14 protein-coding genes and 1 pseudogene are annotated in these 13082 nt (G+C 72.3%); 12 read left to right on the plus strand and 3 right to left on the minus strand.

Annotation, left to right across the window (positions count from 1 at the left end; all coding sequences use genetic code 11):
- The 5 genes and pseudogenes from AB0E14_RS16385 to AB0E14_RS16405 form a co-directional block, all read left to right on the plus strand.
- A pseudogene (locus AB0E14_RS16385) lies at positions 1–155 on the plus strand (biotin synthase BioB); the annotation flags it as partial.
- Complete coding sequence (locus AB0E14_RS16390) at positions 148–1428, plus strand: adenosylmethionine--8-amino-7-oxononanoate transaminase (protein WP_362417395.1); 1281 nt, start codon at positions 148–150, stop codon at positions 1426–1428. The pseudogene AB0E14_RS16385 and the gene AB0E14_RS16390, both read left to right, overlap by 8 nt.
- A gap of 53 nt (positions 1429–1481) precedes the next feature.
- On the plus strand, positions 1482–2180 hold the full coding sequence (bioD, locus tag AB0E14_RS16395) for a dethiobiotin synthase (protein ID WP_362417398.1): 699 nt from the start codon (positions 1482–1484) through the stop codon (positions 2178–2180).
- 72 nt (positions 2181–2252) lie between these two features.
- Entirely contained in the window at positions 2253–2597 is a 345-nt protein-coding gene (locus tag AB0E14_RS16400) for a VOC family protein (protein ID WP_362417401.1), read from the plus strand.
- Between the two features lie 53 nt (positions 2598–2650).
- Positions 2651–3319: a class I SAM-dependent methyltransferase gene (locus AB0E14_RS16405; protein WP_362417404.1), complete on the plus strand. Its 669-nt coding sequence runs from the start codon at positions 2651–2653 to the stop codon at positions 3317–3319.
- Positions 3320–3332: 13 nt separating this feature from the next.
- On the opposite strand, the gene AB0E14_RS16410 is transcribed toward AB0E14_RS16405, so the two are convergent.
- The 3 genes from AB0E14_RS16410 to AB0E14_RS16420 all read right to left on the minus strand — a co-directional run bounded on the left by AB0E14_RS16410 (position 3333) and on the right by AB0E14_RS16420 (position 4406).
- Positions 3333–3704 (minus strand): fic family toxin-antitoxin system, toxin component, encoded by a 372-nt coding sequence (locus tag AB0E14_RS16410; protein WP_362417407.1) that lies wholly within the window; start codon positions 3702–3704, stop codon positions 3333–3335.
- Positions 3701–3928 carry an antitoxin gene (locus tag AB0E14_RS16415; RefSeq protein WP_361957366.1) on the minus strand — a complete coding sequence of 76 codons (228 nt, stop codon included), beginning with the start codon at positions 3926–3928 and terminating at the stop codon, positions 3701–3703. The genes AB0E14_RS16410 and AB0E14_RS16415 overlap by 4 nt, the downstream gene beginning before the upstream one ends.
- Before the next feature lie 67 nt (positions 3929–3995).
- Positions 3996–4406, minus strand: a complete 411-nt coding sequence (locus tag AB0E14_RS16420; protein ID WP_362417411.1) for a Fur family transcriptional regulator — start codon at positions 4404–4406, stop codon at positions 3996–3998.
- Between the two features lie 236 nt (positions 4407–4642).
- Here AB0E14_RS16420 and katG point away from each other — a divergent pair, with 236 nt between their 5' ends.
- The 7 genes from katG (at position 4643) to mug (ending at position 13026) form a co-directional block, all read left to right on the plus strand.
- Complete coding sequence (gene katG, locus AB0E14_RS16425; RefSeq protein WP_362417414.1) at positions 4643–6865, plus strand: catalase/peroxidase HPI; 2223 nt, start codon at positions 4643–4645, stop codon at positions 6863–6865.
- 138 nt (positions 6866–7003) lie between these two features.
- Positions 7004–7441, plus strand: coding sequence for a GNAT family N-acetyltransferase (locus AB0E14_RS16430; protein ID WP_362417417.1), 438 nt, complete (start codon positions 7004–7006; stop codon positions 7439–7441).
- Between the two features lie 146 nt (positions 7442–7587).
- Positions 7588–8937, plus strand: a complete 1350-nt coding sequence (locus AB0E14_RS16435) for a hemolysin family protein (protein ID WP_362417420.1) — start codon at positions 7588–7590, stop codon at positions 8935–8937.
- Positions 8934–9950, plus strand: a complete 1017-nt coding sequence (locus AB0E14_RS16440) for a hemolysin family protein (RefSeq protein ID WP_362417423.1) — start codon at positions 8934–8936, stop codon at positions 9948–9950. The genes AB0E14_RS16435 and AB0E14_RS16440 overlap by 4 nt, the downstream gene beginning before the upstream one ends.
- 181 nt (positions 9951–10131) lie before the next feature.
- Positions 10132–10911 (plus strand): SGNH/GDSL hydrolase family protein, encoded by a 780-nt coding sequence (locus AB0E14_RS16445; RefSeq protein ID WP_362417426.1) that lies wholly within the window; start codon positions 10132–10134, stop codon positions 10909–10911.
- 109 nt (positions 10912–11020) lie between these two features.
- Complete coding sequence (purB, locus tag AB0E14_RS16450; protein ID WP_362417429.1) at positions 11021–12463, plus strand: adenylosuccinate lyase; 1443 nt, start codon at positions 11021–11023, stop codon at positions 12461–12463.
- Positions 12460–13026 (plus strand): G/U mismatch-specific DNA glycosylase, encoded by a 567-nt coding sequence (gene mug / locus AB0E14_RS16455; RefSeq protein WP_362417666.1) that lies wholly within the window; start codon positions 12460–12462, stop codon positions 13024–13026. Before purB ends, mug begins: the two co-directional genes overlap by 4 nt.
- The last annotated feature ends 56 nt before the right edge of the window (positions 13027–13082 follow it).

Genomic DNA, 13082 nt, shown 5'->3' on the forward strand with positions numbered 1-13082 from the left:
GCGGTGGCCACGCGGCGACGGCCGCAGCGGAGCCGGTCGCTCAGTCCGACGCCGAGGTGCCGACGCAGGTCGCCGCCGACGCGTCCAACGCCCGGACCGACCTGGTGGCCGTGCGCCGTCGCGGCGCCGGAACGGACCTCGCGCCGAATGCGTAACGACGAGCTCGTCGCCCTTGACCGGGCGCACGTCTGGCATCCGTACGGCCCCATGCCGGGACGCGTGGATCCGCTGGTCGTCGCGTCCGCGTCCGGGGTGCGCCTCCGTCTCGCCGAACCGGCGTACGGACAGGCCGAGTTGATCGACGGCATGTCCTCGTGGTGGTCCGCGATCCACGGCTACAACCACCCGGTGCTCAACGAGGCCGTGCGCGGTCAGCTGGACCGGATGAGCCACGTCATGTTCGGCGGACTCACCCACGAGCCGGCGGTCCGGCTCGCGACGCGGCTGGTGGAGATCACCCCCGAGCCGCTGCGGCACGTCTTCCTCAGCGACTCCGGTTCGGTCTCCGTCGAGGTCGCGGCCAAGATGTGCCTGCAGTACTGGCGCTCGGTCGGGCGCCCGGAGAAGCAGCGGTTGCTGACCTGGCGCGGCGGCTACCACGGCGACACCTGGCAGCCGATGTCGGTGTGCGACCCCGAGGGCGGGATGCACGAGCTGTGGTCGGGCGTGCTGCAGCGGCAGATCTTCGTGGAGGCGCCGCCGGTCGCGTACGAGGAGCGGTACGCGGAGCTGCTGCGGGCCGAGATCGCCCGGTACGCGGACGAGACGGCGGCCGTCGTCGTGGAGCCGGTCGTGCAGGGCGCCGGCGGCATGCGGTTCCACGCGCCGGAGTACCTCCGGGTGCTGCGGGAGGCGTGCGACGCGCATGACGTCCTGCTCGTGTTCGACGAGATCGCGACCGGCTTCGGCCGTACGGGCGCCCTCTTCGCGGCGGACCACGTGGGCGTCTCGCCCGATGTGATGTGTGTGGGCAAGGCTCTGACCGGCGGTTATCTGTCGATGGCGGCGACGCTCTGCACCTCCCGGGTCGCCGAGGGGATCTCGCGCGGCGAGGTCCCGGTCCTCGCCCACGGGCCGACGTTCATGGGCAATCCGCTGGCCGCCTCGGTGGCCTGCGCCTCGATCGATCTGCTCCTTTCCCAGGACTGGGCGGTGGAGGTCAAGCGGATCGAGTCCGGTCTGCGCGCGGGCCTGGCGCCCGCGGCCGCGCTGCCGGGGGTCCGTGACGTACGGGTCCTCGGCGCCATCGGTGTCGTCCAGCTCGATCACGAGGTCGACATGGCCGCGGCGACGGAGGCGGCGGTCCGCGCGGGCGTCTGGCTGCGCCCGTTCCGCGACCTGATCTACACGATGCCGCCGTTCGTGACGGGCGACGACGACCTCGCGCGGATCTGCGCGGGGGTCCGCGCCGCCGCCGCGGCGGGCTGAGGACATCGCACGGAGCCGGCCGCGACAGGCCGGTCGGAGAGGACTGCACACACATGAGCGTCATCGTCGTCAGCGGTACGGGTACGGAGATCGGCAAGACGATCGTCACCGCCGCCCTGGCTGCCGTGGCCGTCCGTGAGGGCCGGTCCGTGGCCGTGCTCAAGCCCGCGCAGACCGGACTCGCGCCGGGCGAGCGCGGGGACGCGGACGAGGTCGTCCGGCTCTCCGGGGCCACGACCTCGGTCGAACTGGCTCGGTTCCCCGAGCCGTTGGCGCCCGCGACCGCCGCCCGGCGGGCCGGGATGACCCCGGTCGGCCCGCGCGCGGTCGCGGAGGCGGCGGGCAAGCTGGCCACCGAGTACGACCTGGTCCTCGTGGAGGGCGCGGGCGGGCTCCTCGTCCGCTTCGATCACGACGGCGGCACGCTCGCCGACGCGGCCCGGCTCCTCGGTGCCCCGGTCCTGGTGGTGACGCCCGCCGGGCTCGGCACGCTCAACTCGACCGCGCTGACCGCCGAGGCCCTCGCGGCGCGCGGCATCGAGCAGCTCGGCGTCGTGGTCGGCAGCTGGCCGGCCGCACCCGACCTCGCCTCGCGCTGCAATCTGGCCGATCTGCCGGAGGCGGCGGGCGCGCCGCTGCTCGGTGCGGTGCCGGAGGGCGCGGGCGGTCTCGACCCGGACCTGTTCCGGGCGGAGGCCCAGCGGTGGCTTGCCCCGGCGCTCGGCGGGACCTGGGCGGCGGACACGCTCTGACGGCGGGGGCGGCTCGGCCCTCTCAAGGCCCTTCGGCCGCCGCGGTCCGCCCGGTCTCCGTAGGCTTGTGCCATGCGCGCACACGTCTCGGAGCTGGTCTTCGACTGCGGTGACCCGGCTTCTCTCGTGCGGTTCTGGGCCGGGCTGCTCGGCGGCAGCCCGGTCGACCGGAGCCCCGACTGGTCGTACGTCGAGCCGCCCGGGTTCGTCCGGATCGCCTTCCAGAAGGTGCCCGAGGGCAAGGTCGCGAAGAACCGGCTCCATCTGGACCTGCACGCGCCCGATGTGAGCGCGGCGGCCGACGAGGCCGTCCTCCTCGGGGCCGCGCGCTCGGGCGGGCTCGTCACCGACGAGCAGGGCGACTTCCAGGTGATGCTCGACCCCGAGGGCAACGAGTTCTGTTTCGTGGCGGGCTGAACGGGGCGGAACGGGGCAGAATCACCCCGTTCGTGTCGCACGAGGAGGCCCCGATGTCATCCCGTACCGCCCGGGTCCCCCGGGACGCCGTCCACCATCCGCTGTTCGCCCGCTTCTACGCCCGCTTCAGTGTCTCCGCCGACACCAAGGGCGGCGTCGGCGCCCTGCGCGCGGAGCTGCTGACCGGTCTCGCCGGCCGGGTCATCGAGATCGGCGCGGGGAACGGGCTGAACTTCGCGTACTACCCGGCGGCGGTGTCCGAGGTCGTGGCGATCGAACCGGAGCGGCATCTACGGCAGTTGGCCGTCGAGGCCGCCCGGGGCGCCGATGTGCCGGTGGACGTCGTGCCGGGGGCGGCGGAGGCGCTTCCGGTGAAGAGCGAGGCCTTCGACGCGGCGGTCGCCTCGCTGGTGCTGTGCACGGTACGGGACGTGCCGCGCGCGCTCGCGGAGGTGCGCCGGGTGCTGCGGCCGGGTGGCGAACTGCGCTTCTTCGAGCACGGGGTGGCGCCCTCGGCGGGGATGGCGCGGACCCAGCGGGTGCTGGACCGCACGGTGTGGCCGCTGCTGTTCGGCGGCTGTCACACGGGCCGTGATCCGGTGGCGGCGATCGAGGCGGCGGGCTTCGAGGACGTCACGTACCGCAGCTTCGTCGTCCCCGAGGGTGGGCCGAAGCTGCCCAGCTCGTACTGCGTGCTCGGCACGGCGCGCCGGCCGGGCTGAGCGATCGGGTGCCTCAGCGGCTCCACTGACGCAGTTCGTCGGCGATGGCCCGGACGTCCGCCTCGCCCTTCTTCACCAGCCGGGCCAGGTCCCTGACCTGCTCCGGCGAGGTGACGACCTTGAGGCCGCTGGCGACGAGGTAGCCGTAGGCGACGGCCGAGGCGAACATGGCGTTGGAGTGCTCCAGGGCCGGGACGTGCAGCAGGAGTTGGAGCAGGGCGGCGGCGCGGGCGTGCGGGTCTCCGTACACCGGCACGCCGAAGATCTCGGCGTCGTGCCGGCCGACCGCGGCGACGAGCGCGCCCCAGTCGGCGACCTGGGGGTCGCCGGGCGTCTGGTGTTCGGCCACCATGAGCAGCCAGGAGAGGTCGACCGTGAGGCTCATGCGGTGCGGTCGCGCTCCGTCCCGAACTCTTCGGCGAACACCGATTCGTACTGCTTCATGAAGTCGGCCGCCGCCTCGACGAAGGCGCGCCCGGACTCCCCGGCGTCCTGCTGGACGAGTTCCTCGATGTACCGGTTGACGCTCACGCCGCGCTGCTGCGCCCGCCGGCGGGCGGTGTCGGCGGTCGTCTCGTCCACCCGGACGTTCAACTGGGTCTTGGCCACACGACCACGCTAGCGCCGGGGCGCTAGCACCGGCAAGGGCGACGGCGCGGCGCACGGTCCCCGGGCGCTACGCGCAGGACGGGCAGAGCCCTCGGTACGTGACCTCGGCCGTCGAGACCGTGAAGCCGAAGCGCTCCCCCGCCGGGAGGTCGGCCAGCGGGTCGCCGTGCGGGTGGACGTCCCGGATGGTGCCGCAGCGGGAGCAGACGAGGTGCTGGTGCGGGTGGTGGGCGTTCGGGTCGTAGCGCTTGGCCCGGCCGTCGGTGGAGACCTCGACGACCTCGCCGAGGGAGACCAGCTCGCCCAGCGTGTTGTAGACGGTCGCCCGGGAGATCTCCGGGAGCCGCTCGGCGGCGCGGACGTGGACCTCGTCGGCCGTCAGGTGCACATGGTCGCCGTCGAGGACCTCGGCCACGACACGCCGCTGGGAGGTCATCCGCCAGCCACGTCCACGCAGTCGCTCCAGCAGGTCGCTCATTTCGGTTCACCCATTCAGCTTGGATTTCGGCGGGACACACGACGTTCACCCAGGGACGGCAGGCTTTCCGATCGGGTAGAGGGTTGGCGTGCTTCTTGACTTGGACTCTGTCCATCGTAGGATCGGTTCCGGCAATAGCCAAGGGACAACATGGCTCCGGTCGAGCGGCACAACCACTCGCCCGGACCGCCCGCCCCGGCTGAGCAACGCGATCCGCCCCGTCCGGAAGGATTCCCATGTCCGAGAACCACGACGCCATCGTCACCGACGCGAAAGCGGAGGGCGCGGGTGGCTGCCCGGTGGCGCACACCGCGCGCGCCGCGCACCCGACCCAGGGCGGCGGAAACCGCCAGTGGTGGCCGGAGCGGCTCAATCTGAAGATCCTCGCCAAGAACCCGGCCGTGGCGAACCCGCTCGGCGAGGAGTTCGACTACGCCGAGGCGTTCGACGCGCTCGACCTGCCGGCCGTGAAGCGGGACATCGCCGAGGTGCTCACCACCTCGCAGGACTGGTGGCCGGCCGACTTCGGCAACTACGGCCCGCTGATGATCCGGATGGCCTGGCACTCCGCCGGCACGTACCGCATCAGCGACGGCCGCGGTGGCGCCGGCGCCGGCCAGCAGCGCTTCGCGCCGCTGAACAGCTGGCCGGACAACGGCAACCTCGACAAGGCCCGCCGCCTGCTGTGGCCGGTCAAGCAGAAGTACGGCCAGTCCATCTCCTGGGCCGACCTCATGATCCTCACCGGCAACGTGGCCCTGGAGACGATGGGCTTCAAGACCTTCGGCTTCGCCGGCGGCCGCGCCGACGTGTGGGAGGCGGACGAGGACGTCTACTGGGGCCCGGAGACCACCTGGCTCGGCGACGAGCGCTACACCGGTGACCGCGAGCTGGAGAACCCGCTCGGCGCGGTCCAGATGGGTCTCATCTACGTGAACCCGGAGGGCCCCAACGGCAACCCGGACCCGATCGCCGCCGCCCGCGACATCCGCGAGACCTTCCGCCGCATGGCGATGAACGACGAGGAGACCGTCGCCCTCATCGCCGGTGGCCACACCTTCGGCAAGACCCACGGCGCCGGCCCGGCCGAGAACGTCGGCGCCGACCCCGAGGCCGCGCCGATGGACGCGCAGGGCCTGGGCTGGTCCAGCACGTACAACACGGGCAAGGGCGCCGACGCGATCACCAGTGGCCTGGAGGTCACCTGGACCACGACGCCGGCCCAGTGGAGCCACGACTTCTTCAAGCACCTCTTCGAGTACGAGTACGAGCTCACCCAGAGCCCGGCCGGTGCGCACCAGTGGGTCGCGAAGAACGCCGAGGCGATCATCCCGGACGCGTACGACGCCTCGAAGAAGCACCTCCCGACGATGCTCACCACCGACCTGTCGCTCCGCTTCGACCCGGTCTACGAGCAGATCTCGCGCCGCTTCTACGAGAACCCGGAGCAGTTCGCGGACGCCTTCGCCCGCGCCTGGTACAAGCTCACGCACCGTGACATGGGCCCGGTCGTGCGCTACCTCGGCCCAGAGGTCCCCGCGGAGGAGCTCCTCTGGCAGGACCCGCTGCCGGCGCGTGAGGGCGAGCAGCTCGACGCCGCCGACATCGCCTCCCTCAAGGAGCGGATCCTCGGCTCGGACCTCACGGTCTCGCAGCTGGTCTCCGCCGCCTGGGCCGCCGCCTCCTCCTTCCGGGGCAGCGACAAGCGCGGTGGCGCCAACGGCGGTCGCATCCGCCTGGAGCCGCAGCGCAACTGGGAGGTCAACAACCCGGACGAGCTGGCCCAGGTCCTCCGTACGCTGGAGTCGATCCAGGAGTCCTTCAACGCCGCCGGCTCCAAGAAGGTCTCGCTGGCCGACCTCGTGGTGCTCGCGGGCTCCGCGGCCGTCGAGCAGGCGGCCAAGGACGGCGGCTTCGCCGTCGAGGTGCCGTTCACGCCGGGCCGTGTCGACGCCGCGCAGGAGCAGACGGACGTCGAGTCGTTCGCCGCGCTCGAGCCGGCCGCCGACGGCTTCCGCAACTACGTCGGCAAGGGCAACCGCCTGCCGGCCGAGTACCTGCTGGTCGACAAGGCGAACCTGCTGACGCTGAGCGCGCCCGAGCTGACCGTCCTCGTCGGTGGTCTGCGCGTCCTGGGCGCCAACCAGGGCGGTTCGAAGCACGGTGTCCTCACCACCAAGCCGGGCACGCTGTCCAACGACTTCTTCGTGAACCTGCTCGACCTGGGCACCGCGTGGAAGGCGACGTCCTCGGCGCAGGACGAGTTCGAGGGCCGCGACGCCGCCACGGGCGCCGTCAAGTGGACCGGCACCCGTGCCGACCTGGTCTTCGGCTCGAACTCCGAGCTGCGCGCGCTCGCCGAGGTCTACGCGAGCGACGACGCGAAGGAGAAGTTCGTGAAGGACTTCGTCGCCGCGTGGGTCAAGGTCATGGAGCTGGACCGCTTCGACCTGGTCTGATCGCCCGGTAGCCGTCTGTCGTGACGTCCGGGCCCGCCCTCGGGGGCGGGCCCGGACGTCCGTCGTTCGGCGTAAACCGCGTTCCGCATGGCGAAACGCGGTTTACGCGTGGCCGAACCCGGTGGTGGGATTCCGGACATGACCGCACCGCAGACACGGGCCGCCTCGCCGGCCGACCTCGACGCCGTCCTCGCCTTCTGGAAGACCGCCGCCGAGGGCACGAGCATCAGCGACGACCGCGACGGGATCGAGCGCCTCGTCGCCCGTGACCCCGAGGCCCTGATCCTGGCCGAGCGGGACGGGGAGCTCGTCGGCACGGTGATCGCCGGCTTCGACGGGTGGCGCTGCCACCTCTACCGCCTCGCGGTGCACCCGGACCACCGCCGCCAGGGCATCGGCGCGGCCCTGCTCGCAGCGGCGGAGGAACGTTTCGTACGCCTGGGCGGGCGGCGCGCGGACGCGATGGTCCTCGACCGCAACACGCTCGGGCAGCACGCCTGGCGAGCCGCCGCGTACGGCCCGCAGGAGCAGTGGACCCGCTGGGTGAAACCGCTGTCCGCGGCCCCGCGCCCGTAACCCCTCTTTGCACGTCCTTTACGATGGGTGATCCCACCCAGCACGACCGAAAGGTGTGAGCGTCCGCCCATGGGCGAGCCTCCTAGTACCAGTACCAAGCGAGCGATCTCTCCGTCCCTGACTGATCATGGAACGGAGGTGAACCGATGATCGAAGTGCTTCTGCTCGTGGTGGCGCTGTTGCTCTCGCTCGCCTGCGGTGCCTTCGTCGCGGCCGAGTTCTCGCTGACCACCGTCGAGCGGTCCGATCTCGAACGGGCCGCCGAGCGCGGCGAGCGGGGCGCGACGAGCGCGCTCAAGGCCGTCAAGTCGCTCACCTTCCAGCTCTCCGGCGCCCAGCTCGGCATCACGGTGACCAACCTGATCGTCGGCATGCTCGCCGAGCCCTCGATCGCCGCGCTGCTGCGCGGGCCGTTCGAGGCGCTCGGGCTGTCCGCGTCGGTGGCCTCCTCGGTCGCCCTCGTCGTCGGCACCGCCCTGTCGACCGTCGTCCTGATGGTCGTCGGCGAGCTGGTGCCCAAGAACTGGGCGATCTCCTCGCCGCTGGCGGTCGCCAAGCGCGTCGCGACCCCGCAGCGGGTCTTCACCGCCGCGTTCAAGCCGCTGATCAGCCACCTCAACAACACGGCCAACCGGATCCTGCGCCGCCTCGGCATGGAGCCGACCGAGGAGCTGGCGTCCGCCCGCTCCCCGCAGGAGCTGGTCGCCCTGGCCCGCCACTCCGCCAAGGAGGGCGCCCTGGAGGCGGACACCGCGGAGCTGTTCGTACGGACCCTCAACCTGGCCGAGCTGACCGCGGAGAACGTGATGACCCCGCGCGTCCAGGTCACCGCCCTGGAGGTGCAGGCCACGGCCGAGGACGTCGCCAACGCGACCCGGGCGACCGGTCTGTCCCGTTTCCCCGTCTACCACGGCAACCTCGACACCGTCGTCGGCATCGCGCACATCAAGGACGTGCTTGCGATACCGGCCGACGAACGGAGGCTGCGGCGGATCGGCGACATGCTCCGTGAGCCGCTGCTCGTCCCGGAGACGCTGACCGTGGACCGGCTCCTGGACCGGCTGTCCGGCAAGCAGACGATGGCCGTCGTCATCGACGAGTACGGCGGCACCGCCGGTGTCGCCACGCTGGAGGACATCGTCGAGGAGGTCGTCGGCGAGGTGCGCGACGAGCACGATCCGCACGAGACCCCCGACCTCGCGCGGGCGGGCGTCGACGCGGACGGGCGCGAGCTCTGGTCCGCCGACGGCGCCGCCCGCACCGACCAGCTGGAGGCGATCGGCCTGCGCGTCCCGGACGGACCGTACGAGACGCTGGCCGGCGTCATCGCGGCCGAGCTGGGGCGGATCCCGGCGGTCGGCGACCGCGTGGAGCTCGCCGACTGGCAGCTCGACGTCGTGGACGCCTCCGGGCGCAGGGCCGCGCGCGTGCTCATGCACATGCCGCCCGTCCAGGAGACCGGTGAGTCCGGTACGACCACGGAGGCCGGCCGATGATCGCGATCCAGTTGCTGATCGGCGCGCTGACGCTGGTCGTGAACGCCTTCTTCGTCGGCGCCGAGTTCGCCCTGATCTCCGTGCGCCGCAGCCAGATCGAGCCGGAGGCCGAGGCGGGCAACCGCCGGGCCCGCAGCGTCATCTGGGGCCTGGAGCACGTCTCGGCGCTGCTCGCGGCGGCCCAGCTCGGCATCACGCTGTGCACCCTGGTGCTCGGCATCGTCGCCGAGCCCGCCATCGCGCACCTGCTCGAACCGGTCTTCGACGCGGTCGGCGTGCCGCACGGTCTGGTGCACCCGATCTCGTTCGTCATCGCGCTGGCGGTGGCGACCTATCTGCACATGCTGCTGGGCGAGATGGTCCCGAAGAACATCGCGCTCGCCGAGCCGACCCGCTCGGCGCTCGCCCTCGGCCCGCCGCTGGTCGCCTTCGCCCGGGCGCTGCGCCCGGTGATCTTCACGATCAACGCCTTCGCCAACGCGCTCCTGAAGCTGTTGCGGGTCGAGGTGAAGGACGAGGTGTCGGCCACGTTCTCGGACGACGAGCTGGCCCGGATGGTGACCGACGCCGGCCACGCGGGGCTGCTCGACGACCGCGCGGCGGAGCGTCTGCACGACGCCCTGGAGCTGGGACGCCGGCCGGTGGTCGACGTCGTCATGCCGGTCGAGAAGGTCGTCTACGCGGCGGTCGGAACGACCCCTGAGCAGCTGGAGGCGCTCTCGGCCGAGTCGGGCTTCTCCCGCTTCCCGGTCGTCGACACGGGCCGCCGCATCCTGGGCTACCTCCATGTGAAGGACGCCCTCGACGTGACGCCGAGGGACCTTCCCTTCCCGGTCTCGGCGCTGCGGCCGATCGCCCGGGTCCGGGCGGCCACGCCCATGGACGACGTCCTGACGGCGATGCGCCGGGGCCGTACGCACCTGGCGGCGGTCCTCGACGAGGACGGCAAGCTGGCCGGGCTCGTCACGATGGAGGACGTCCTGCGGGAGCTGGTCGGCAGGCCGGCCGGGTAACGGCGGAACGGGCGGGACACCCGCCAGGGCCCCGGGGCGCGCGATGCGCCCCGGGGCCCTTTCGTTCCGCCGCGTGGCACGAGGTCCTTCCGCCATGTCGTGCGGCACGAGGTCGTTCCGGCCGTGCGGCACGAGGGCTCGGACCGGCGTCCGCATACCGCACGGTATGATCGCTTCCGCCATGGAGATGAATGCCACGTACACCAGTCTTGTCGCCGTCGGCGACAGCTTCACCGAGGGAATGTCGGACCGGCTGCCCGACGGCACGTACCGGGGATGGGCGGACCTCCTCGCGGCCAGACTGGCCGCCCGCACCCCCGATTTCCGGTACGCGAACCTCGCCGTGCGCGGCAAGCTCATCGGCCAGATCGTCGAGGAGCAGGTGCCCCTCGCCGCCGTGATGAAGGCGGACGTGGTGACGCTGGTCGGCGGCCTGAACGACACCCTGCGGCCGAAGTGCGACATGGGGCGCGTACGGGGCCTGCTCACGGAGGCCGTCGAGACCCTGGCGCCCTCCTGCGGGCAGCTGGTCCTGATGCGCAGCCCGGGCCGCAACGGCCCCGTCATGGAACGTTTCCGGCCGCGCATGGAGGAGCTCTTCGACCACGTCGAGGCGCTCGCCGCGCGCCACGGGGCCGTGGTGGCCGACCTGTACGGGGCGCCCGCGCTCGGCGACCCCCGCATGTGGGACGTCGACCGGCTCCACCTCACCGACGAGGGCCACCGGAGGGTCGCCGAGGCGGTGTGGCAGACACTCGGCCTGGCCCCGGAGCAGGACTGGCGGACGCCGCTCCCGCCGACCGCGCCGCCGTCCTGGCCGGCCCGCCGCCTCGGGGACGCCCGCTTCGCCAAGGAACACCTCGGTCCGTGGATCGGCCGCAGGCTGACCGGCCGTTCCTCGGGCGACGGCCGCCCGGCCAAGCGCCCGGAGCTGCTCCCGTACGAGCCGCCGACGGCCTGAGCGGCCGCCCGTCACGCGCGCGTGACGGGCGTCTCCCGGCGGTCTCGTAGTAAGAGACGAATCCGACCCTGGCGCTGGCCTGCAGAAATCGCCAGTAGAATTCGGTCACGTGACTGCTGTGACTGCGAAGCCCCGTATCCCCAACGTCCTGGCCGGCCGCTACGCCTCCGCGGAGCTCGCCGTCCTCTGGTCCCCCGAGCAGAAGGTGAAGCTGGAGCGCCGGCTGTGGCTCGCCGTGCTGCGCGCCCAGAAGGACCTCGGGATCGAGGTTCCCGACGCCGCCCTCGCCGACTACGAGCGCGTGCTCGACCAGGTCGACCTCGGCTCGATCGCCGAGCGCGAGAAGGTCACCCGGCACGACGTGAAGGCGCGGATCGAGGAGTTCAACGCCCTCGCCGGTCACGAGCACGTCCACAAGGGCATGACCTCGCGCGACCTCACCGAGAACGTCGAGCAGCTCCAGATCCGGCTCTCCCTGGAGCTGATGCGCGACCGCACCGTCGCCGTCCTGGCCCGCCTCGGCAAGCTGTCCGGCGAGTACGCCGAGCTGGTCATGGCCGGCCGCTCGCACAACGTCGCCGCCCAGGCCACCACCCTCGGCAAGCGCTTCGCGACCGCGGCCGACGAGCTGCTCGTCGCCTACGGCCGCGTCGAGGAGCTGCTCGCCCGCTACCCGCTGCGCGGCATCAAGGGCCCGGTCGGCACCGCCCAGGACATGCTCGACCTGCTCGGCGGCGACGCCGGCAAGCTCGCCGAGCTCGAGAACCGGATCGCCGGTCACCTCGGCTTCGCGCACGCGTTCACCTCGGTCGGCCAGGTCTACCCGCGCTCGCTCGACTACGACGTGGTCACCGCGCTCGTGCAGCTGGCCGCCGCGCCGTCCTCGGTCGCCAAGACCATCCGCCTGATGGCCGGTCACGAGCTGGTGACCGAGGGCTTCAAGCCGGGCCAGGTCGGCTCGTCCGCGATGCCGCACAAGATGAACACCCGCTCCTGCGAGCGCGTCAACGGCCTCATGGTCATCCTGCGCGGCTACGCGTCGATGACCGGCGAGCTGGCGGGCGACCAGTGGAACGAGGGCGACGTGTCGTGCTCGGTGGTCCGCCGGGTCGCGCTGCCGGACGCCTTCTTCGCCCTGGACGGCCTCCTCGAGACCTTCCTGACCGTGCTCGACGAGTTCGGCGCGTTCCCGGCGGTCGTCGCCCGTGAGCTGGACCGGTACCTGCCGTTCCTGGCCACCACGAAGGTCCTGATGGGCGCCGTCCGCGCCGGTGTGGGCCGGGAGATCGCCCACGAGGCGATCAAGGAGAACGCCGTCGCCTCCGCCCTCGCCATGCGCGAGCAGGGCGCCGAGCGCAACGAGCTGCTCGACAAGCTGGCCGCCGACGAGCGGATCCCGCTGGACCGCGCCCAGCTGGACGCGCTGATGGCGGACAAGCTGTCGTTCACCGGCGCCGCCGCCGACCAGGTCGCCGCCGTGGTCTCCCGCGTCGAGGAGATCGTCAAGCAGCACCCGGAGGCCGCCGCGTACACCCCCGGGTCGATCCTCTGACCCGGTTCACCCCGCAGCAGCTGGAGGCCGCCCGCGACCGCGTCATCCCCGACGTGGCCTCGGGCGGCCTTTCGGTCCTCTTCTGCGGGATCAACCCCGGCCTGATGTCGGCCGCGACGGGCCACCACTTCGCACGCCCCGGGAACCGCTTCTGGCCGGTGCTCGAACGGTCCGGCTTCACGCCCCGGCTCCTGAACCCCGCGGAGCAGGAGGACCTCCTCTCGTACGGCCTCGGCATCACGAACGTGGTCGCGCGGGCGACGGCTCGGGCCGACGAGCTGAGCGACGAGGAGTTCCGGGAGGGCGGCCGGCTGCTGACGCGGCGGGTGGAGCGGCTGCGCCCGCGCTGGCTGGCCGTGGTCGGGATCACCGCGTACCGCACGGCGTTCGGTGAGCGGCGCGCGGTCGTCGGGCCGCAGGAGCGGACGATCGGCGCGACCCGGATCTGGGCGCTGCCCAACCCCAGTGGCCTGAACGCGCATTGGACCCTGCAGACGATGGCGGAGGAGTTCTCCCGGCTGCGCGAGGCGGCGGGGGTGCCGGACCGGGGCGCGCAACCGTAGTCGGACCGTGCCCGGGCGGGCCTCGCCGCACTCCAGTCCATTGAGTAACATCCGGC

It is taken from the genome of Streptomyces sp. NPDC047981, from assembly GCF_040653315.1.
Lineage (GTDB): Bacteria > Actinomycetota > Actinomycetes > Streptomycetales > Streptomycetaceae > Streptomyces.

Bases quoted from the DNA above. Each gene is read 5' to 3' on its own strand.
- AB0E14_RS16390 (WP_362417395.1), top strand. From the start codon at position 148: ATGCGTAACGACGAGCTCGTCGCCCTTGACCGGGCGCACGTCTGGCAT.
- bioD (WP_362417398.1), top strand. From the start codon at position 1,482: ATGAGCGTCATCGTCGTCAGCGGTACGGGTACGGAGATCGGCAAGACG.
- AB0E14_RS16400 (WP_362417401.1), top strand. From the start codon at position 2,253: ATGCGCGCACACGTCTCGGAGCTGGTCTTCGACTGCGGTGACCCGGCT.
- AB0E14_RS16405 (WP_362417404.1), top strand. From the start codon at position 2,651: ATGTCATCCCGTACCGCCCGGGTCCCCCGGGACGCCGTCCACCATCCG.
- AB0E14_RS16410 (WP_362417407.1), bottom strand. From the start codon at position 3,704: ATGAGCCTCACGGTCGACCTCTCCTGGCTGCTCATGGTGGCCGAACAC.
- AB0E14_RS16420 (WP_362417411.1), bottom strand. From the start codon at position 4,406: ATGAGCGACCTGCTGGAGCGACTGCGTGGACGTGGCTGGCGGATGACC.
- katG (WP_362417414.1), top strand. From the start codon at position 4,643: ATGTCCGAGAACCACGACGCCATCGTCACCGACGCGAAAGCGGAGGGC.
- AB0E14_RS16430 (WP_362417417.1), top strand. From the start codon at position 7,004: ATGACCGCACCGCAGACACGGGCCGCCTCGCCGGCCGACCTCGACGCC.
- AB0E14_RS16435 (WP_362417420.1), top strand. From the start codon at position 7,588: ATGATCGAAGTGCTTCTGCTCGTGGTGGCGCTGTTGCTCTCGCTCGCC.
- AB0E14_RS16440 (WP_362417423.1), top strand. From the start codon at position 8,934: ATGATCGCGATCCAGTTGCTGATCGGCGCGCTGACGCTGGTCGTGAAC.
- AB0E14_RS16445 (WP_362417426.1), top strand. From the start codon at position 10,132: ATGGAGATGAATGCCACGTACACCAGTCTTGTCGCCGTCGGCGACAGC.